We start from the raw sequence: 20,367 nt of genomic DNA on the forward strand, positions 1-20,367 counted from the left end.
TTCTCCAGACCCTATCTGCTATCTTGCCGTGGTCAAAGGAGGACGCCAGATGGCTGAAACACGCATGAAACTGGCCGAGGTCGACCCGGTCTGGGCGCGCATCGCCCGTGAAGCCGACGAAGCCGTGGCGCAGGAACCCTTGCTTGGCGGCATGGTGCATTATTCCATTCTGCACCATCCGACGATCGAAAGGGCGCTGAGCTACCGCATCTCGTTGAAGCTGGCCAATGGCGAGATGTCGGAACAGATCATCCGTGAAATCTGCGACGAGGCCTATTCGGCAGAGCCGGACCTGGCCCATGCGGCGCGCGCCGACATCACCGCCACCTACGAACGTGACCCGGCCTGCCACCGCTACCTGCAGCCGCTGCTTTTCTTCAAGGGGTTCCAGGCGGTTCAGGCGTATCGCGTGGCGCATTGGCTCTGGACGCAGGGGCGTAAGGATCTTGCCTATTTCTTCCAGATGCGGTCGTCCGAGGTGTTCGGCATCGACATCCATCCCGCGGCCCGCATCGGGCGCGGCATCATGATCGACCATGCGCACTCCATCGTGATCGGTGAAACCGCGGTCGTGGGCGACAACGTCTCCATGCTGCACTCGGTCACGCTGGGCGGCACCGGCAAGGAAGACGCCGACCGCCATCCGAAGATCGGGAACAACGTGCTGATCGGGGCCGGGGCGAAGGTGCTGGGCAACATCACGGTTGGCCACTGCTCGCGGATCGCCGCGGGGTCTGTTGTGCTGAAGGAAGTCCCGCCGTGCACGACGGTTGCGGGCGTGCCTGCGAAGATCGTGGGCGAGGCCGGATGCGATCAGCCGTCCAAGGAGATGGACCAGATCCTGCGCGGCGAAACGCTGGGGATGTGAACCTGTGCAAGTGCGAAAAAGCCCCGGCCGGTGCCGGGGCTTTTTCGTTTGTACCACAGCAGGGCTGGCCCGAAGGGATCAGGCCAGCATGGCCAGCGGGTTCTCGAGGTTGTCCTTGATGGCGGCCAGCAGTTCCGCGCCGAGTGCGCCGTCGATGACACGGTGATCCACCGACAGGGTGACCGACATCACCGTTGCCACGGCCAGCGCCCCGTCCGCGTTTACGACCGGCTTCTTCACCCCGGCGCCGACCGCAAGGATCGCGCCGTGTGGCGGGTTGATGACCGCATCGAAGTTCTCGATCCCGAACATGCCGAGGTTGGAAATCGCGAAACTGCCGCCTTGGTATTCGGAGGGTGCGAGTTTGCGGTCGCGGGCGCGGGTCGCGAGGTCCTTCATCTCGGCCGAGAGGGCCGAGAGTGTTTTCTGATGCGCATCGCGCAGGACGGGCGTAAAGAGGCCGCCCTCGATTGCCACGGCTACCGCCACGTCCGAGGGCGTCAGTTGCAGGATGCGGTCGCCGGCCCAGACGGCATTGGCCTTCGGCACCTGCTGAAGCGCCAGGGCGCAGGCCTTGATGATGAAGTCGTTGACCGACAGCTTCACGCCGCGCGGTGCGAGCTGTTCGTTCAGCTGCGCGCGGAAGGCCATCAGCGCGTCCAGCGTGATGTCCCGGCGCAGGTAGAAATGGGGGATGGTCTGCTTGGCCTCGGTCAGGCGGGCCGCGATGGTCCGGCGCATGCCGTCCAGAGGCACCTCCGTATAGGCCCGGTCCGCGTAAAGCGCCGCGACGGAGGACGGATCGACCGGCGCCGCTGCGGCTTTGGCAGGCGCCACAGCGGGTGTGGCGGCAGCGGCCGCCGGTTTCGCCGCGGCGGGGGCAGCCGTTGCACTTTCGACATCGGCCTTCACGATGCGGCCGCGCGGGCCGGAGCCCTTGATCTGCGACAGGTCGAGGCCCTTCTGCTGGGCGATCCGCCGGGCGAGGGGGGAGGCGAAGATCCGTTCCCCGTCAGAGCGTTCCGGTGCGGGCGGCGCGGCTTTGATCTCGGCCTCGGGGGCTGCCTGCGTCTCCTTCGGTTCGGACGGGGGAGGGGCCTTGGGGCCGCCCGTTGCGCCTAGGTCGTCAGCCGTCTCGCCCTCTTCCAGAAGGACCGCGATCACCGTGCCGACCTTCACCTCTGCCGTGCCCTCGGCGACGACGATCCGGCCGATCACGCCCTCGTCGACGCCCTCGAACTCCATCGTCGCCTTGTCGGTCTCGATCTCTGCCAGCACGTCACCGGAAGATACCGTGTCGCCCTCCTTCACCAGCCACTTGGCCAGCGTGCCCTCTTCCATCGTGGGCGACAGGGCGGGCATCTGAATTTCCACGGGCATCGCTCAGCTCTCCGTCTCGAGGGTCATCTCGTCGAAGGGCGCCGGCGGCGTGGCTCCGTTGATGAGCGCGGTCATCGCGCCTTCCAGCTCCGTCTTCTGGGCCGCCGCCCATTCCATCGCCCGGTCTTCCGTCACGGTGCCCATCTCGCGCTCGAGCAGCGATTTGGGCGCGAGTGCCGTCACGGGGCCAAGCGACAGGTGCAGGCCGTGCGGGCCGAGCCCGAGGATTTCGATCTCATCCGCCATGGTTGCCCCCTCAGCGATAGGTGACTTGTTTGACGGCCTCGATCACCTCTGCGGTGGTGACCAGGGCCAGTTTTTCGAGGTTCGCGGCATAGGGCATGGGCACGTCCTTGCCGGTCAGGTTTATGACCGGGGCATCGAGCCAGTCGAACGCCTTCTGCATCAGCACCGCCGAGATGTGGTTGCCGATGGAGGCCACCGGGAACCCTTCCTCGATGGTCACGCAGCGGTTGGTCTTTTTGACCGAAGCAATGACGGTTTCGGTGTCCATGGGCCGCAGGGTGCGCAGGTCGATGACCTCGGCGCTGATGCCCTCTGCCGCCAGCTTCTCTGCCGCGTCCATGGCGTAGGTCATGCCGATGCCGAAGCTGACCAGCGTGACATCGGTGCCCTCGCGCCAGATGCGGGCCTTGCCGAACGGCACAATGAAGTCGTCCATCACCGGCACGTCGAAGGAGCGGCCGTAAAGGATCTCGTTTTCGAGGAAGACCACCGGGTTCGGATCGCGGATGGCGCTTTTCAGCAGACCCTTCGCGTCGGAAGCAGAGTAAGGCATGCAGACCTTCAGGCCCGGGATATGCGCGTACCATGCCGCGTAATCCTGGCTGTGCTGCGCGCCGACCCGGGCCGCGGCACCGTTCGGACCGCGGAAGACGATGGGGCAGCCCATCTGGCCGCCGGACATATACAGCGTCTTGGCCGCGGAGTTGATGATCTGGTCGATGGCCTGCATGGCGAAGTTGAAGGTCATGAACTCCACGATCGGGCGCAGGCCGCCGAAGGCCGCACCGACGCCGATCCCGGCAAAGCCATGTTCGGTGATCGGCGTGTCCATCACACGTTTGGACCCGAACTCGTCCAGCAGGCCCTGGCTGATCTTGTAGGCGCCCTGGTACTCCGCCACTTCCTCCCCCATCAGGAAGACGTCGCCGTCGCGGCGCATCTCTTCGGCCATGGCGTCGCGTAGCGCCTCGCGGACGGTCTGCGACTTCACCTTCGTGCCTACCGGCCAGTCGGGTTCGGGCTTCTGCCACTCCGGCTCCGGGTGGGATTTGGCGGCGGCGGGCGCGCTTTCGGAGGTCAGCGTCTTGTCGACGGGGGCGGGCTGCTGCGCCGGGCCGGTCGTAACTGCGTCCTCCACGCTTTCGCCGTCCTCGACCAGCACCGCGATGGGGGTGTTCACCGCCACGCCCTGCGTGCCCTCGGTCACGAGGATCTTGCCGACGATGCCCTCGTCGACCGCCTCGAACTCCATCGTCGCCTTATCTGTCTCGATCTCCGCGATCACGTCGCCGCTGGAGACGGTGTCGCCTTCCTTCACCAGCCACTTGGCCAGCGTGCCTTCCTCCATCGTCGGAGAGAGCGCGGGCATCAGGATTTCGGTTGCCATGTCCGTGTCACTCCTGCTCTTGCGGCCGACAGGCGTTCATCAGCGCCCCCATCGACATGTTGGCGAACCCGACATCGTTTTCGGCGGTGGGGGTGAGGATTGTCAGGTGTACTTGCTCGGTCGGCATCCGGCCTTCGCAGCGCGTGTCGGTGCAGGTCATCTCGATAGCGTCCCGGTAAGCCTTGCGGGTGTCGTTGTCCGGCCCGTCCAGCGTGATGTCGGCGCTCACGTCCACCCCATCCGAGAACGGCAGGATCAGGCTGGCCACGTCGGGGGCGTAGACCGCCTCCTGGTAACCGTCCATCGACAGGTCCCGCACGTTGAACGTGGTCACCGTGGTGCGCACCGTCTCCGGGTCCAGCTTCTGGATCAGCGTCATCCGGTAGAGGCAGGTGTCGAGGTGCTCGAACTTCGTGCGGAAGGGCGCATCCTCCTCGCCCTGGTTCAGGTAGCGGAAAAGGTTGACCGCCAGCGGCGCCTCCAGCGGCGGGCCGTCGATCACGATGGTCTCGCCCGTGTCCTTGTTGGTGACCGTGGTCTGCGCCAGTGCCGCAAGGGGCAGGGTGGTCAGCGCCGCAGCGACGACGAACGCCTTCATGCCGCGCCCTCCTGTTTCTGCGGCACGGATTGGGCGTAGATGTCGGTCCAGAGCTCATCGACCGCGGGTTCCGGGCTCTCGCGGGAGAAATCCGCAGCCTCCGTCACCACGGCCTTGATCTCCTTGTCGATGGCCTTCAGGTCGTCCTCCGTCGCGTGCTTGCCCTGCAGCAGCATCTCGCGGACATGTTCGATGGGATCGCGCTCCTCGCGCATCTTCTGGACTTCCTCGCGCGTCCGGTACTTTGCCGGGTCGGACATGGAGTGCCCGCGATAGCGGTAGGTCTTCACCTCGAGGATGTAAGGCCCCTTGCCGGACCGGCAGTGCTTCACCGCCTTGTCGCCCGCATCCTTGACCGCCGAGACATCCATCCCGTCGACGATCTCTCCGGGAATGCCGAAGGCCTCGCCCCGGGTGTGCAGATCGGGCGTGGACGTCGAACGCGCCTGCGCCGTTCCCATGGCATACTGGTTGTTCTCGATCACGAAGATCACCGGCAGCTTCCAAAGGGCGGCCATGTTGAAGGTCTCGTAGACCTGGCCCTGGTTCGCGGCGCCGTCCCCGAAATAGGTGAAGGTCACGCGGTCGTTGCCCCGATACTTGTCCGAAAACGCAAGACCCGCGCCCAGCGGCACCTGCGCGCCGACGATGCCGTGGCCGCCGTAGAAGTGCTTTTCGCGGCTGAACATGTGCATGGAGCCGCCCTTGCCCCGGGAATAGCCGCCCTCGCGCCCGGTCAGTTCGGCCATGACGCCCTTGGGATCCATGCCGCAGGCCAGCATGTGGCCGTGGTCGCGGTAGGAGGTGATACGCTTGTCGCCCTCTTCGGCAGCGGCTTCCAGTCCGACGACCACCGCCTCCTGTCCGATGTAGAGGTGGCAGAAACCGCCGATCAGTCCCATGCCGTAAAGCTGGCCCGCCTTCTCCTCGAAGCGCCGGATTAGCAGCATGTCGCGATACCAGGCCTTCAGGTCGTCGGCCGAGACATTGGGCTTTGCAGCCGCCTTGCGCGTGGCCATCGCGTCTCCTCCCCAGGAATAGTTTAGCGTTAAACAGTCTTGGAAGGAAGCGTAGCGCGGCTTTGCGGGCCCGTAAAGCCCGCGCAACAATATTTCGCGCACTATTCGTCGCAGGAAATCTTCATAAGCGCGCAACGGGATGCTGCCGTCGGACGTTGGCGCAGGAATGGACCGGACAGGGCGATCCTGCAGGCACTTTCGACAGCGACCGTTAACGATAGGAACTGTTACCAATGGAAGACGATGACGACGCGCCGAAGCTGATCCGCACCGATTTCAGCGACGAAACCTCGTGGGAGGCCTTGCTGGAGGCCGCGATGGCCGAGGGCGAAATGGGGTACACCGCCAACTTCTCACGCGTGGAGGACGAGCGGCACGACGGCGCCGATACCGACGCCCTGTTCGAAGCCTTCCCGGATGAAGCAGTGCTGTATGTCGCCGACGATCACGCCATGAGCGACCAGAGCTGGCCGATCCTTGTCGTTGACACGGAGACCGGCGCCGAATTCCGGGTGCGCGCCGGGGACGCATGGGCCGTGGAGAACAACCTCACCCTTGGCAACATGTCCTTCGACGAGGCCATGGACATGCTGGACGAGGACGGAGTGTTCGAGCCGCCGGTCTGAAACCGGGTGGCTCAGTTCACCACGATTTCGTCAGACCGCACCAGGCCCAGCACATCGCGGGCCTGCTGGTCGAGCAGGTCGAGGTCGAGATAGTCGTCGGACAGCCGCTCCGTGAGGTTCTCCATCTGGAGGACCTCCGCCTGCACGGCGGCAAGCTCCTGTTCCAGCTTCTGGCCCTCGACCACGATTTCCGCGCGGCGGAACAGGCCGAAGTCCCCTTGCACGGCGGCAAAGGTGAAATAGGCCGACAGGCTGAGGGTCACCGCGAAGAACACGGGGACGCCAAGGGAGGGGCGTGAACGACGGGGTGTCATGATCTCTTGTCTGCCTCGGAAACATCTCTCGGGGGATGCCTTGCCGGCCAATCTGTCATGCTGGCCGAATCAGTAAAAGCCACGCCTTCGTGAGCCCGCGAATCGGTGGTAAAGCGTTGCATTCCTGCACAGTACGCTGCCTCTCTGGCTTGTGACAGTGGGGTCGCTATTGTGCGCGCATGCAAAGACCGCTGCTCCTCTGCCTGCTGATTCTTTCCCTCGCCGGATGTGCCGCGCGGGGCGTCATCACGCTCCTGCCGGAGCTGGACGGGCAGGGGACCGATCTGCAGCGCGTCTTCATCGCCTCCAACCGGCTGAGCGGTTCCGACGATGCGAGCCAGTTCATCTTCGAACAGGACTTCGGCGATGTGCGCGACCCGAACATGCGCTACGGGTCTATCCTTATTTCGATCCCACCGGGCCACAGGACAGGCAACATCGAATGGCCGGGCGCCGAGGAGCCCGATCCGCAACGCCATTTCGTCGCCTCGGATCAACGCACCTTCGCCGATGCGCGGGCCTTCCTGCAGGCGCTCGACGCCAGCGACCGCCAGCCGCGCGAGGTGGTGGTGTTTGTGCATGGCTACAACGTGAACAACGCGGAGGCGGTCTATCGTCTGGCGCAGATCGCGCAGGACTTCGACGCCAAGGTGCCGGTGATCGCGTTTTCCTGGCCGTCCGCCGGAAACCCGCGGGGCTATGTCTATGACCGTGACAGCGTCATGTTTTCGCGCGACGACCTGGAGACGCTGCTGAGCGCGCTGACCGGGCCGGGGGATCGCAAGGTGCTGCTCGTGGCGCATTCGATGGGCAGCCAGCTGGTGATGGAGACGCTGAGGCAGATGGCGATCTCGGGGAACCGTGGGGCGCTGGCCGATATCTCCGGCGTGGCGCTTATCAGTCCCGATATCGACGAGGACGTCTTTGTCCAGCAGGCGCGGCGCATCACGCCGTTTCCGCAGCCCTTCACCCTGATGGTGTCCGACCGCGACCGGGCCCTGAACCTGTCAGCGTTCCTGACGGGCAAGCCCGCGCGGCTTGGATCGATCACCGACCCGGGCCGGCTGGGCAACCTGCCGGTGCAGGTGGTCGATCTGTCCGACATCGAGGGGGGCGACCGGGGCGGTCACACCACGGCCTTTACCGCCCCCGCGGCGATCCGCCTGCTGCGCGATCTGGCGACGGGCGCCTCTGAACTGATCGAAGGCGCCTTCTGAGGGGTTCAGTCCTCGGTCTTCTCTTCTTCGCGCTGGTCCAGCGCTGCGACGCCGGGCAGGGTCTTGCCTTCCATCCACTCGAGGAACGCCCCGCCAGCCGTTGAAATATAAGAGAAATCCGACGCGACACCGGCCTTGTTCAACGCCGCGACCGTGTCGCCGCCACCGGCCACGGACACAAGCTGACCAACCTCGGACCGCGCCGCCGCATGGCGGGCCGCCGCGTTGGTCGCCGCATCGAAAGGCGCGATCTCGAAGGCGCCGAGCGGGCCGTTCCAGATCAGGGTTTTCGCCCGGTCGATGGCCTGCTTGATATGCGCCACGCTGTCGGGCCCGGCGTCGAGGATCATCGCGTCGGCGGGGCAATCCTCGGCCTTCACCACCTCGCTGTCGGCGCCTTCCTTGAACTCGCGCGCAACGACGACATCGCGCGGCAGCAGCAGTTCGCAGCCGGTCTCCACCGCCTTCTCGGCAATCGCCTTCGCGGTTTCGGTCATGTCGTGCTCGCAGAGCGACTTGCCCACGTCGATGCCCTGCGCCGCGAGGAAGGTGTTGGCCATGCCGCCGCCGATCACCAGCATGTCGACCTTCTCGACAAGGTTCGACAGCAAGTCCAGCTTGGTCGACACCTTCGCACCGCCGACCACCGCCAGAACCGGGCGTTCCGGCGTGCTCAGCGCCGATTCCAGCGCCTGCAGTTCGCCCTGCATCAGGCGCCCGGCGCAGGAGGGCAGAAGGTGCGCTATACCTTCGGTGGAGGCATGCGCACGGTGCGCGGCCGAGAAGGCGTCGTTGCAGTAGACGTCGCCCAGTTCCGCCATCTGCGCGGCCAGCTCCGGGTCGTTCTTTTCCTCGCCCTTGTGGAAGCGGGTGTTTTCCAGCAGCGCCACCTGGTTCTCGCCCAGCGTGTCGATGACCGCCTGGGCCACCGGACCCACGCAGTCGGCGGCAAAGACCACCTCGACACCCAGCACCTGCTCCATCGCGGGGATCAACATCTGCAGGCTCATGTCGTCGCGCCGCTCGCCCTTGGGCCGGCCGAAATGCGCCAGCAGCACCGGCTTGCCGCCGCGCGCCAGGATGTCCTGGATCGTCGCGCAGATGCGGTCGATGCGGGTGGTGTCCGTCACCTTGCCGTCTTCGACGGGGACGTTGATGTCCACGCGGGTCAGCACCCGTTTGCCGTCCAGATCCATGTCGTCGAGGGTCTTCCAGGCCATGTCGCTCTCCCAGTCCCAATCCCGTTCCCAATCCGTACCCGTGTTGCCCTCTGACGCGCGCGCCGTCAACGGCTGCTTGGCTTTGTGCGCGGCGTGGCATAAACCACCGGCCAGAATGAATGAGGAGTGGACGACATGGCCGAGATCAAGGATCCGGAAAACACCATCCTGATGGAACTGAAGGGCGGCACGGTCGTGATCGCGCTGATGCCCGACGTGGCCCCGAAGCACGTGGAGCGAATGAAGGAGCTGGCGCGCGCCGGTGCCTATGACAACGTCTGCTTTCACCGCGTGATCGACGGCTTCATGGCGCAGACCGGCGACGTGGCCAACGGCAACATGGAGAAGGACTTCAACCTGCGCCGCGCTGGCACGGGCGGGTCCGAGCTTCCTGACCTGCCGGCAGAGTTCTCGCGCATCCCGCACGCCCGCGGGTCGCTTGGTGCGGCACGGTCGCAGAACCCGAACTCCGCCAACTCGCAGTTCTTCATCAACTTCAAGGACAACGACTTCCTCAACGGGCAGTACACCGTCTACGGGCAGGTGATCGAAGGCATGGAGCACGTCGACGCCATCACGCGCGGCGAGCCGCCCGCCAACCCGGACCGGATGATTTCCGTCAAGGTGGCTGCCGATGTTGCGTAACCTGACCGTTGCACTGGCGCTTCTGGCGTCTCCGGCACTGGCCACCGGCCTTCAGATCGAGGTCGCGGGCGAGGGCGGTCCCAAGGGCACCGTCACCATCGACCTGTTCGAGGACGTGGCCCCCGGCCATGTGGAGCAGATCACCGCACTGGCTGAAGCGGGCGCCTATGACGGTGTCGTCTTTCACCGCGTGATCGACGGCTTCATGGCGCAGACCGGCGACGTCTCCTTCGGCAACATGGAGAAGGACGGCTTCGACATGCGCCGCGCCGGCACAGGCGGCTCCGAGCGTCCCGACCTGAAGGCAGAGTTCTCCGACCTGCCGTTCGACCGCGGCGTCGTGGGCATGGCCCGCTCGCAGTCGCCGGACAGCGGCAACTCGCAGTTCTTCATCATGTTCGAGCCGGGCCCGTTCCTGAACGGCCAGTACACCGTGGTCGGCGAGGTGACGGACGGCATGGACGTGGTCGACTCGATCAAGCGCGGACATCCGCGCAGCGGTGCCGTGGACGGGGAACCGGACCACATGGCAAAGGTCACCGTGACCGAGTGACGAGATCAGGGGCGCTTCGGCGCCCCTTTTTCCTGTCCGCCCATCGTGCCGATCATACATGACCCGGCACGGCGGACTGGACAGCCGCCCCCTGAGCCCGGACAATCGGCGCAAAGAGGGGGGATTTGCCATGCGCCGCGCCTTCGGTCTGTGCCTGCTGCTCTGGTCCGCGATCGCCACCGGCGCCGCCGCCGATCCGTCTTTCTGGAAACACGAATGGCCGGACACCGATTTCTCGAACACCAGCGTGTCCAACTGGGTGGAGGTCATCTCGGGTGGGCCGCCGAAGGACGGCATCCCGGCGCTCTCCGATCCGCAGTTCGTCGAGGTTGCGCAGAAGGAGGGCATCGCGCCCACGGAGCCGGTCATCACGGTGGAGATCGACGGAGAACTCCCGCGCGCCTATCCGATCCGCTACCTGACGTGGCACGAGATCGTCAACGACAGCATCGGCGGGGTGCCCGTCGCGGTGACCTTCTGCCCGCTCTGCAACTCTGCCCTGACATTCGACCGGCGCGTGGACGGCCGGGTCCTGACCTTCGGCGTCTCGGGCAAGCTGCGCAACTCCGACATGATCATGTACGACCGCGAAACGCAAAGCTGGTGGCAGCAGGCGGTGGGTACGGGCATCGTCGGGGACATGACCGGCACACGGCTGAAACCCGTCGCGTCGTGGATGGAGAGTTTCGGAACCTTCGTGCAGCGCAATCCCGATGGGCTGGTGATGGCCGAGCCGGAGTGGCAGCGCCCCTACGGCCGCAATCCCTACCGCAACTACGATACGTCGAAGCGGCCGTTCCTCTACTCCGGCGAGATGCCCCCGCACGGCATTGCACCGCTGATGCGGGTGATCCGCGTGGGCGACCGCGCCTGGCCGATGGACAGGCTGGCGCGGGAAGCGGACGTGACAGAGGACGGCGTGCGTATCCTCTGGCAATCCGGCGTGAACTCCGCGCTCGATGCCGACCGGATCGCGGACGGGCGGGATGTGGGGGCGGTGCGGGTGACGGATACAGCGGGCCGGGACCTGCCGCATGACGTGATGTTCGCTTTCGCGTTCCATGCCTTCTGGCCCGAGGGGCGCTGGATGCTCGGCGCGAACTGACGGTCTGCATCAGGAACAAAAGGCAAGAGGCAGGACGCGGGCCACGGGCGCGAGGCAGGGCAGGTGGACCCATGTGCCGCCAAGCCGGTGGGCGGTCGCGCCGAGGCCCAGCTTGAAACGTGTCAGCCCCGGGGCGTCCTGCGCATTGAGTAACCCGAGGTCGAGCATGTCATGACCCCGCCGCCAGCAATCCGTCGCCGCCTCCCACAGCACGAGGTTCATGGCGTTCAGGCGGCGACCTTCCCCCGTGCTGTGCCCGATCTGCCAGGTCGCCATGCGCCCGTGTCGCAGGATCAGAGCGGCGGCGACAGGCCGGCCCTTGTGCCGGGCTTCGTAGACCACGGCCTCCCCGGGGTTGGCGGCGGCGTAGATCGCGCAGAAGGCGGGCGGCAGGCCCTTGTAGCCCTTAGTCTTCGCATGCCGCGCCTCGGCGCCAAGGAGCCAGTGGTCCGGTGTCAGGTCGGTGTGGCGCACCTCGATCTCCTCCCGCTGCGCCCGGTTGAGGCGATTGCGCCACTTCTGTCTCAGGCTGGCGCGCAGGGTTGGTGGCGTGGCGAGCGGCAGCAGCGCGATGGTCGCCGGCGTCATCAGCGGCCAGAACCCGCCGTCGCGCAGAATGCTTGGCGGGATGCCGTCGGCGTTCAGCAGGAGGGGTCGGCCATCGTGCCAGTGCGGCCAGCGCGTGACCCAGTCACAGAGTTCGCCCGGATCCTCCGCCACCGGTCCGCGCGACACGAGGTCGACACGCCCGAAGGGCCGGATGACCCGCGACTGAACCTGCCAGAGCAGGCGCACACCCGCCCGCGCCTCGCGTTTGCAGAGTCGCGTCTGCACCCCCATGCGGGCACAGGCGCGCGCGAATTGGGGGGTTTGGGGGAGGGGGAGGCGGAGCATGGGGGTATTAACGGGATCAAAACTTTCGAATGGCTTAATGGCTGCATGAACAGACAGCCTTTGCGCCGTGCGGCGCCCCGATCCGAATCGATTGCGCTGACCCGGCCCCGTCCGACCGCCGGGGCGGCGCTGTTGGTGGCCTGCGTGCTTTCGATACCCTTCGTTTTGCTGATCGTCCTGCAGGCGGTGTTCTGAGAGGGGGAAGGCGCACGGGATGAAGCGCCGCGCCTAGCTTAGCGGTGCGGGGCGCGGACCGGCGGCACGAAAAGGCATGTAACCCGGGCGCGTAGGGCGAACGGGTCACAGCGCGGCTTGACCATGTCGGGGAGGAGGCCGGGCGGTACAGCGTGACTTGGCCCAGCAAGTGAGGGTGCTATGCGCGATTGTGTGTCGGGCCGTTGTGCGTTCCGTATTCGAAGTTGGGGCGTGGCTGCGTACCTGGGGCAATCTGCACAGGAGGGCGTTCAGTTCCCTGCGTACATCACACCGTGAAGTGGTGCGTTGCCGGGTTCGATCCGATGTCTTGGCGCGCAGTCCCGAGGCCATATCGTTGAAAGAACACGTCAGACCGGCGGTCATGGCGCGGAGGTCTGTTCGCGACGAGCCTTGCTTGGGCGCGGGCAAGGGAGCGACCTCGGGTCTAGGGGCTCGCGCATGGCAATTCACAAAAGAAAAGACGCGCGGCAGTGCCGCGCGTCGCAACATCCGACGGAAACCGCCGTTCAGTCCGCCAGCTTGACCAGCGCGTGGCGCTTCTTGCCCGCGCTCAGCTTGATCGGTGAGGACAGGGCGCCCCGGTCCAGCATCAGGCCCGCGTCGGTCAGCGGCGCATCGTCCAGACGTGCGCCGTTCTCGGCGATCAGACGCTTGGCCTCCTTGCCGGACTTCACCAGCCCCGAGCGGACGATCAGCTGGATGACGGAGATGCCATCGCCGATCTCGTCGGAGGTCAGCTCCAGCGTCGGAAGATCGTCGCCCACGCCGCCCTTCTCGAAGACCTCGCGCGCTGTGGCCTCTGCCGTGGCGGCGGCCTCTGCACCGTGGCACAGCCGGGTGACCTCGTTGGCGAGGATGATCTTGCCCTCGTTGATCTCCGACCCGGCAAGGCCGCCCAGACGCTCGCATTCCTCTACCGGCAGCTCGGTGTAGAGTTTCAGGAACCGGCCCACGTCAGCGTCGGTGCTGTTCCGCCAGAACTGCCAGAACTCGTAGGGGGAGAGCATGTCGGCATTCAGCCACATGGCGCCGCCCTGGCTCTTGCCCATCTTCTTGCCGTCCGACGTGGTCAGCAGCGGCGAGGTCAGGCCGTAGATCTCGTGATCCAGCACCCGGCGCGTCAGGTCGATGCCGTTGACGATGTTGCCCCACTGATCCGATCCGCCCATCTGCAACAGGCAGTCGTAGCGGCGGTTCAACTCGAGGAAGTCGTAGGCCTGCAGGATCATGTAGTTGAATTCGAGGAACGACAGGGACTGCTCCCGGTCGAGCCGCGACTTCACGCTTTCGAACGACAGCATCCGGTTGACCGAGAAATGCCGCCCGATGTCGCGCAGGAAATCGAGGTAGTTCAGGTCGTCCAGCCATTCGGCGTTGTTCAGCATGAGCGCATCGGTGGGACCGTCGCCGTAGCTGAGGTACTTGGCGAAGACCTGCTTCATGCCGTCGATGTTGGCGTCGATCTGCTCGGGGCCGAGCAGGGGGCGTTCGTCCGACCGGAAGGAGGGGTCGCCCACTTTCGTCGTGCCGCCACCCATCAGGGTGATCGGCCGGTGGCCGGTCTTCTGCAGCCAGCGCAGCATCATGATGTTGAGCAGGTGGCCGACGTGCAGCGACTGCGCCGTGGCGTCGTAGCCGATATAGGCGGTCACCACCCCGTGCGACAGCTTGTCGTCGAGCGCCTGGTAATCGGTGCAGTCGGCAAGGTAGCCGCGCTCCATCATGACGCGCATGAAATCCGATTTGGGATGGTAGGTCATGGCCGGCCTTCTGTATATTATCCGCAGGTCCGTATAAGGGCCGCGGGGCGTGAGGAAAAGAGCATGATGAGAACCGGGCCGGTCAAAGCGCTGGGGGCGATGTCGGGAACGTCGCTGGACGGCGTCGATGCGGCTGTCGTGGTGACCGACGGGGTGACGATCTTCGAGTTCGGCGACAGCGCCTATCGCCCCTATTCGGAGGCGGAGCAGAAGATCCTGCGCGCGGCGCTCGGCAAGTGGCCGGGGGCGGACCTTGAGGCCGCCTCGGAGATCGTGCTGGGCGCGCACCGCGAGGTTCTGTCACAGTTCGAGGGGATCGACGTGGTGGGCTTCCACGGCCAGACGCTGGCGCATGAGCCGCGCGGTCGGGGCACGCACCAGCTGGGCGACGGCGCGGCGCTGGCGGACGCCTTGGGCGTGCCGGTGGTCTGGGATTTCCGGTCGGCGGACGTGGCGCTGGGGGGCGAGGGCGCGCCGCTGGCGCCGTTCTTCCACTGGGCCTGCGCGAAGTGGATCGGGGCGGAGAAGCCCTTGTGTTTCCTCAATCTCGGCGGGGTGGGCAACCTGACCTGGGTCGACCCCGCCGCCGCGAAGCCCGAGGCGCCCGGCGCGCTTCTGGCGTTCGACACCGGGCCTGCCAACGCGCCGCTGAACGACCTGATGACCGAGCGGCGCGGGCTGGCCTTCGACGAAGGCGGCGCGCTGGCGCAGCAGGGCCGGGTGGAGGAAGGCGCGCTGGAGCTGTTCCTCGATGAAGGCTTCTTCCGAAGAATGCCTCCGAAGTCATTGGACCGCGACGATTTTTCCGTGATGCTCGATCTGGTGCGGGAACTGGGCGACGCCGATGCCGCCGCCACCATGACCGGCATGGCGGCGACCGCGGTGATGGTCGGGATGGAACATTCCCCGACACCGCCCGACCGGGTCCTGGTGACCGGCGGCGGGCGCAGGAACCCGGTGATGATGGAGATGCTGCGCGTGGGCCTCGACTGTCCGGTGGTGCCGGTGGAGGACGCGGGCCTCGACGGCGACATGCTGGAGGCGCAGGCATTTGCATGGCTGGCGGTGCGGGTGGCGCGCGGCCTGCCGACTTCGGCGCCAAGCACGACGGGGGTGGCGGCGCCGGTGGGCGGCGGCCAGATCTCGCGCCCCGAGCGCCGCTCCGAAAGCGTGGCCTGAGCGGTGTTGCGCGGCGTGCGCCCCGTTGCGTGAACGTCTGTTCAGTTAAGCGGCCGGGCGTTGCGTCAATACGGCGTGCGCCGTTAACCCCGGCACTGCATGATGGGGCTGCGGGCTGCGTGCGCCACAAGGCGTTAACCAGATATTCACCTTTAGACTGAACCCGTTACCGGTGAACCGGCCGATTGGAGGTATCGAACCGGCCGGATCGTGATTTTCGAATGCTTGTTTTGTGAACAAACCATTGATGTTGTGGAAAACCCTGCAGGACGCCACGCAACAGCGCGTCATCCGGGCGTTTTCAGCATTGTCATTTGTGGTCACGTGGCCTTATGTTATCAGGCAGGCTTTCGCGCAGTGCGCGGAGCCGGACAGTTTCGCTGTGTCGGGAGTTGCGAGAGACGCGCCCGATGCAGACCGATTGGGCCCGAGGGGCGCTGGCGGGGGATACCCGTCGCATGCCGGAGGCCGATGAACCGAACCCGTAGAGCGAGCGACGCGACGGGTTTCATGAATGGGCGTCGGGCTCGGAATGCGTGCCATGACGTCGGAGAAGAACCGCGATGACGCGCGCGACGCAAGACAGGCACATGGGCAGGAGCGGAAACGCCGCCTTTGAGCCATGCGACCGGCCGTCACTATTCGCCCAGACAAGACACGCCCCACGCTTCCTTGCGCCTCCCGGTCAAAGGGCCGGTTCATGGGGGCTGCGCGCGTGCACACGGATTACATGGCAAAGAAAATGCTCATCGATGCCACCCACGCGGAAGAGACCCGAGTCGTGGTGGTGGACGGAAACAAGGTCGAGGAGTTCGACTTTGAATCGGAAAACAAGCGTCAGCTAGCAGGCAACATCTACCTCGCGAAAGTCACGCGGGTCGAACCGTCGCTGCAGGCGGCCTTCGTCGATTACGGCGGCAACCGTCACGGGTTCCTCGCGTTCTCGGAGATCCACCCGGATTACTACCAGATCCCGGTGGCCGACCGTCAGGCGCTGATGGAGGAGGAGGCCGCACTGGCCGCCGCCGCCGATGAAGAAGAGGACAAGCCGAAGAAGTCTTCGCGGTCGCGGTCGCGCAAGAAGTCGTCGAAGCCGTCCACGCGGTCCGACTCGAAATCGCCGAAGGAACCTTCGGGGATGGAGACCATCGACCTCGGGTCCGAGGAAGACGCGTCCGAGAACGAGGCGGTGGCAGAAGCCGGCGCCCCGGGCGAGGGCCTTTCGCCGATGGAGACCGTGACCGAAGCGCCCGTGGGCGAGCCGGTCGATTCGGTGGAATCCGACGGTGCAGAGACCAATGCGACCGCTTCGGCGGAGGCGGACCTGCCGCAGTTCGTGATGACCGAACCGGCCCCCGTTCAGGAAACGGCAGAGGACCCGGTGGCAGAGACGCCGGCCGAGGCCGCACCGGAAACCGCATCCGAAACCACGGATACGCCTGCGGAAGACGCACAGGCGTCGGAAGCACCGGCCGAACAGGCCAACGACACCACGGAAGTGCCGGAAGCGGAGCAGGAGACCTCCGAAGACGAGGACGACACCAACGGGTCGCAGCGCCCGATGGCAGCGGATTCGCGCGACGACGCGCTGATCGTGACCGGCGAGCCGGGCGAGAGCGACGACGAGGATGACGACGACGAGGACATGGGTGACGACGCGGCTTCGCGCGACGAGTCCATCGAATCCGTGGCCGACGACGACACGCACGAGGACATCCGTCCGGTGCGCAAGCCGCGGGCCCGCCGTTACAAGATCCAGGAAGTCATCAAGGTCCGGCAGATCATGCTGGTGCAGGTGGTCAAGGAAGAGCGCGGCAACAAGGGTGCGGCGCTGACGACCTACCTGTCGCTTGCGGGCCGTTACTGCGTGCTGATGCCGAACACCGCCCGGGGCGGCGGCATTTCCCGCAAGATCACCAACGCCACCGACCGCTCGAAACTGAAGGCCATCGCCAACGAGATCGACGTGCCCAAGGGGGCGGGCCTGATCATCCGGACCGCGGGCGCCAAGCGCACCAAGACCGAGATCAAGCGCGACTACGAATACCTCCAGCGCCTGTGGGAGCAGATCCGCGAACTGACGCTGAAGTCGATCGCACCGGCGAAGATCTACGAGGAAGGCGACCTGATCAAACGTTCGATCCGCGACCTCTACAGCCGCGAGATCGACGAGGTTCTGGTGGAAGGCGAGCGCGGCTACCGCGTGGCCAAGGACTTCATGAAGATGATCATGCCGTCCCACGCCAAGAACGTGAAGAACTACACCGACCAGATGCCGCTTTTTGCGCGCTACCAGGTCGAATCCTACCTGGGCGGCATGTTCAACCCGGTGGTCCAGCTCAAGTCGGGCGGCTACATCGTCATCGGCGTGACCGAGGCGCTGGTGGCCATCGACGTGAACTCCGGCCGGGCGACCAAGGAAGGCTCCATCGAGGAGACCGCGGTCAAGACCAACCTGGAGGCCGCCGAAGAGGTGGCGCGCCAGCTGCGTCTGCGTGACCTCGCCGGCCTCATCGTCATCGACTTCATCGACATGGACGAGCGCAAGAACAACGCCGCCGTCGAGAAGAAGCTGAAGGACAAGCTGAAGACCGACCGCGCCCGCATCCAGGTGGGCCGGATCTCGGGCTTCGGCCTGCTCGAAATGTCGCGTCAGCGTCTGCGTCCGGGCATGATCGAGGCGACCACGCAACCCTGTTCGGCCTGCCACGGCACCGGCCTGATCCGTTCCGACGACAACATGGCGCTGCAGATCCTGCGCCAGATCGAGGAAGAGGGCGTGCGGCGCCGGTCGCGCGAAGTGCTGGTGAAGTGCCCGGTGGGCATCGCCAACTACCTCATGAACCAGAAGCGCGAGCACGTCGCCATGATCGAGGCGCGGTACGGCATGGCAGTGCGCATCGAGGGCGACCCGCATCTGATCGCGCCCGACTTCTCGATGGAGAAGTTCAAGACGGCGACCCGCTCCGTACCGGAAGCGACCGCGCCGGTGGTGTCCGTCGACACCTCGATCATGGATGCCATCGACGAGGCGGCGGAAGCCGAGGAGATCGAGGCAGATGTCGAGGAGATGGAGGAGCAGTCCTCCGGCGACGACAATGGCAACGATCAGGGCAGCGACGACAAGCCGAAGAAGAAGCGCCGTCGTCGGCGTCGGCGGTCGAAGTCCAAGGACGGCGACCAGTCGCGTGACGATCAGGACGACAACGGGTCGAACGACGGTGAGTCGGACAATGGCTCCGGCGATACGGACAGAGGTGACGACGACAGCGACGCGGCCGAGGGTGGCGACACCGGCGGCAGTGACGAGGACGGTCAGGACAGCGGCAAGAAGAGCTCGAGCCGCTCGCGGTCCCGCTCCCGTTCGCGCAGCCGGACGTCCAAGCCGAAGGAGCCGGTCGAGGCGTCTTCCGAGGGTGACGCCAACGGCGATGCGCCTGCCGAAGCGGTGGCCATGACGGCCAATGCTCCGGCCCCGGTGGAGGCAGAAGCCGCACCCGAGGCCCCGGCAACCGCCGAGCAGACGGCCGAGCCGGTTGCCGAGACGGCTCCGGAAGAGGCCGCAGCCGAGGCGCCCGAAAAGCCGGCGGAGCCGCAGCCCGCCGCAGCGCCGGAGGCCGTGTCCGAGGACGAGAAGCCGAAGCGCGCCCGAACCCGGGTCAAGGCATCTGATGTGATCGCGCAGGTTGTGGGGTCGCCGGTCGGTGGCTCGGCAGAGGCCGCGGTCAACGCGGAGCCGGTCGAAGAGCCCACCGCCGAGGCAGAGCCCGAAGCCGCACCGCAGCCCGAACCGGAAACGGTCGGCGAGACCGCGGGCGACGACGACGAGCCGAAGAAGAAAAAGCGCGGCTGGTGGTCGCTGGGCCGCTGAGGCCCGCCCATCCCGTGAACAGAAAAACCGCCGCGTGCAGACGCGGCGGTTTTTTCATGCGTGCCCGGCGGTTTGGGACGTCACGTGGCCTTGCGTTTCGCGGCGGGCGAAGGTCAGACCTTGCGGACGATCCATGTCATGGTCGCGCCGTCCTCTGACTGGCTGTCCAGCACGTTGCCGGATTCGGCGCAGAAGTGGGGCACGTCGATCACCGCGGCCGGATCGTCGGTGATCAGGGTGATGGTCTCCCCGGCCGCCAGCGCCTGCAGCCGCTTGCGCAGCTTGAGGACGGGCAGGGGGCAGAGCAGTCCGGTGGCGTCGAGTGTCTGGGTCATGCCCGTGTCGTAGCGCCTTTGCCGCCGCTCTTGAAGGGGCTTGCTTGAAGGGGGTGCGGGCCGTCTGTGACGATGCGTCCACGGGGATGTGAGCAACCCCGGCGTGACGCCATGCGCGCTTTGCCATATGTCCGGGAACATGTTCGGAATCGATCTCATCGACGCATCCCTGATGCCCGCCATGTTCGTGGCGCTTCTGGCGGGGCTGGTGTCCTTCCTCAGCCCCTGCGTGCTGCCCATCGTGCCGCCGTACCTGGCCTTCATGTCGGGCCTGTCGCTGAACGAGATGCAGGAGGGCCGCAAGCGCGGCAAGGTCGCATTGGCGGCGCTGTTCTTCGTGTTGGGACTGTCGACGATCTTCGTGCTTCTGGGATTCACTGCGTCGTGGCTGGGGTCGTTCTTTCTGACGAACCAGGTGCTCTTGGGGCGGATCGCGGGGGCGGTGGTCATCGTCTTCGGCTTGCATTTCCTGGGCGTCTTCCGGATCGGGTTCCTCGACCGGGAAATGCGCATGGAGGGCGGCGAGGGCGGATCGGCCTTCGGGGCCTATATCCTCGGGCTGGCCTTTGCATTTGGCTGGACGCCCTGCATCGGCCCGCAACTGGGCGCGATCCTGTCGCTGGCCGCGACGGAGACCTCGGTGGCGCGCGGCACGGTCCTGCTGGCGGTCTACGCGGCGGGGCTGGGCATTCCCTTCCTGCTGGCGGCGATCTTCCTTGGCCGCGCCGTGGGGCTGATGAACCGGATGAAGCGGCACATGGCCATGATCGAGAAGGTCATGGGCGTCCTGCTGATCGTGGTGGGCGTGGCACTCCTGACCGGGGCGTTCTCGGCCTTCTCCTTCTGGTTGCTCGAAACTTTCCCCGGGCTCGCGACGCTGGGGTGACGCGCGGCACCTTGCGGCGAAATCGCCCCTCGCCACGCCTTACTGTTG

The 20,367-nt window shown here is 66.0% G+C and carries 19 protein-coding genes; 9 read left to right on the forward strand and 10 right to left on the reverse strand.

The window, feature by feature from the left end:
* The first annotated feature begins 49 nt into the window (after window positions 1-49).
* Window positions 50-868 carry a serine O-acetyltransferase gene (cysE, locus tag QNI11_RS08015; protein ID WP_100927041.1) on the forward strand — a complete coding sequence of 273 codons (819 nt, stop codon included), beginning with the start codon at window positions 50-52 and terminating at the stop codon, window positions 866-868.
* A 78-nt stretch (window positions 869-946) separates the two neighbouring features.
* Here the strand turns inward: cysE and QNI11_RS08020 are convergent, their stop codons facing one another.
* The 5 genes from QNI11_RS08020 to pdhA are packed head-to-tail and all read right to left on the reverse strand — an operon-like array spanning window position 947 to window position 5,498.
* Entirely contained in the window at window positions 947-2,248 is a 1,302-nt protein-coding gene (locus QNI11_RS08020; protein WP_283983007.1) for a pyruvate dehydrogenase complex dihydrolipoamide acetyltransferase, read from the reverse strand.
* A gap of 3 nt (window positions 2,249-2,251) precedes the next feature.
* A complete protein-coding gene (locus QNI11_RS08025; RefSeq protein ID WP_100927039.1) occupies window positions 2,252-2,494 on the reverse strand; it encodes a hypothetical protein in 243 nt (80 codons plus the stop codon).
* 10 nt (window positions 2,495-2,504) lie between these two features.
* Window positions 2,505-3,881, reverse strand: coding sequence for a pyruvate dehydrogenase complex E1 component subunit beta (locus QNI11_RS08030; RefSeq protein WP_283983008.1), 1,377 nt, complete (start codon window positions 3,879-3,881; stop codon window positions 2,505-2,507).
* 7 nt (window positions 3,882-3,888) lie between these two features.
* Window positions 3,889-4,479: a hypothetical protein gene (locus QNI11_RS08035; protein ID WP_283983009.1), complete on the reverse strand. Its 591-nt coding sequence runs from the start codon at window positions 4,477-4,479 to the stop codon at window positions 3,889-3,891.
* Window positions 4,476-5,498: a pyruvate dehydrogenase (acetyl-transferring) E1 component subunit alpha gene (pdhA, locus tag QNI11_RS08040; RefSeq protein WP_283983010.1), complete on the reverse strand. Its 1,023-nt coding sequence runs from the start codon at window positions 5,496-5,498 to the stop codon at window positions 4,476-4,478. The genes QNI11_RS08035 and pdhA overlap by 4 nt, the downstream gene beginning before the upstream one ends.
* Before the next feature lie 233 nt (window positions 5,499-5,731).
* On the opposite strand from pdhA, the gene QNI11_RS08045 reads away from it, so the two are divergent.
* Window positions 5,732-6,124: a hypothetical protein gene (locus tag QNI11_RS08045; protein WP_283983011.1), complete on the forward strand. Its 393-nt coding sequence runs from the start codon at window positions 5,732-5,734 to the stop codon at window positions 6,122-6,124.
* 11 nt (window positions 6,125-6,135) lie between these two features.
* On the opposite strand, the gene QNI11_RS08050 is transcribed toward QNI11_RS08045, so the two are convergent.
* Window positions 6,136-6,438 (reverse strand): septum formation initiator family protein, encoded by a 303-nt coding sequence (locus QNI11_RS08050; RefSeq protein ID WP_100927034.1) that lies wholly within the window; start codon window positions 6,436-6,438, stop codon window positions 6,136-6,138.
* 179 nt (window positions 6,439-6,617) lie between these two features.
* On the opposite strand from QNI11_RS08050, the gene QNI11_RS08055 reads away from it, so the two are divergent.
* Window positions 6,618-7,655 carry an alpha/beta hydrolase gene (locus QNI11_RS08055; RefSeq protein WP_283983012.1) on the forward strand — a complete coding sequence of 346 codons (1,038 nt, stop codon included), beginning with the start codon at window positions 6,618-6,620 and terminating at the stop codon, window positions 7,653-7,655.
* A 5-nt stretch (window positions 7,656-7,660) separates the two neighbouring features.
* On the opposite strand, the gene pgk is transcribed toward QNI11_RS08055, so the two are convergent.
* Entirely contained in the window at window positions 7,661-8,875 is a 1,215-nt protein-coding gene (pgk, locus tag QNI11_RS08060; RefSeq protein WP_283983013.1) for a phosphoglycerate kinase, read from the reverse strand.
* 135 nt (window positions 8,876-9,010) lie between these two features.
* Between pgk and QNI11_RS08065 the strand changes: the two genes are divergently transcribed.
* From QNI11_RS08065 to QNI11_RS08075, 3 genes are all read left to right on the forward strand, one after another.
* The gene (locus tag QNI11_RS08065; RefSeq protein WP_283983014.1) at window positions 9,011-9,520 is read left to right on the forward strand and encodes a peptidylprolyl isomerase; all 510 of its coding nucleotides are present in this window, start codon (window positions 9,011-9,013) and stop codon (window positions 9,518-9,520) included.
* Window positions 9,510-10,073, forward strand: coding sequence for a peptidylprolyl isomerase (locus QNI11_RS08070; protein WP_100927031.1), 564 nt, complete (start codon window positions 9,510-9,512; stop codon window positions 10,071-10,073). Before QNI11_RS08065 ends, QNI11_RS08070 begins: the two co-directional genes overlap by 11 nt.
* Before the next feature lie 130 nt (window positions 10,074-10,203).
* On the forward strand, window positions 10,204-11,178 hold the full coding sequence (locus tag QNI11_RS08075; protein ID WP_283983015.1) for a DUF3179 domain-containing protein: 975 nt from the start codon (window positions 10,204-10,206) through the stop codon (window positions 11,176-11,178).
* 9 nt (window positions 11,179-11,187) lie between these two features.
* Here the strand turns inward: QNI11_RS08075 and QNI11_RS08080 are convergent, their stop codons facing one another.
* Complete coding sequence (locus tag QNI11_RS08080) at window positions 11,188-12,018, reverse strand: GNAT family N-acetyltransferase (RefSeq protein WP_283983489.1); 831 nt, start codon at window positions 12,016-12,018, stop codon at window positions 11,188-11,190.
* Between the two features lie 776 nt (window positions 12,019-12,794).
* The gene (gene tyrS, locus QNI11_RS08085) at window positions 12,795-14,048 is read right to left on the reverse strand and encodes a tyrosine--tRNA ligase (protein WP_283983016.1); all 1,254 of its coding nucleotides are present in this window, start codon (window positions 14,046-14,048) and stop codon (window positions 12,795-12,797) included.
* 63 nt (window positions 14,049-14,111) lie between these two features.
* Between tyrS and QNI11_RS08090 the strand changes: the two genes are divergently transcribed.
* Complete coding sequence (locus QNI11_RS08090) at window positions 14,112-15,227, forward strand: anhydro-N-acetylmuramic acid kinase (protein WP_283983017.1); 1,116 nt, start codon at window positions 14,112-14,114, stop codon at window positions 15,225-15,227.
* Between the two features lie 730 nt (window positions 15,228-15,957).
* Complete coding sequence (locus tag QNI11_RS08095) at window positions 15,958-19,098, forward strand: ribonuclease E/G (RefSeq protein ID WP_283983018.1); 3,141 nt, start codon at window positions 15,958-15,960, stop codon at window positions 19,096-19,098.
* Window positions 19,099-19,211: 113 nt separating this feature from the next.
* Here the strand turns inward: QNI11_RS08095 and QNI11_RS08100 are convergent, their stop codons facing one another.
* Window positions 19,212-19,433, reverse strand: a complete 222-nt coding sequence (locus QNI11_RS08100; protein ID WP_283983019.1) for a sulfurtransferase TusA family protein — start codon at window positions 19,431-19,433, stop codon at window positions 19,212-19,214.
* A 139-nt stretch (window positions 19,434-19,572) separates the two neighbouring features.
* Here QNI11_RS08100 and QNI11_RS08105 point away from each other — a divergent pair, with 139 nt between their 5' ends.
* Window positions 19,573-20,319 (forward strand): cytochrome c biogenesis CcdA family protein, encoded by a 747-nt coding sequence (locus QNI11_RS08105; RefSeq protein WP_283983020.1) that lies wholly within the window; start codon window positions 19,573-19,575, stop codon window positions 20,317-20,319.
* The last annotated feature ends 48 nt before the right edge of the window (window positions 20,320-20,367 follow it).

Source organism: Sagittula sp. MA-2, from assembly GCF_030126985.1.
Classification (GTDB): Bacteria; Pseudomonadota; Alphaproteobacteria; order Rhodobacterales; family Rhodobacteraceae; genus Sagittula.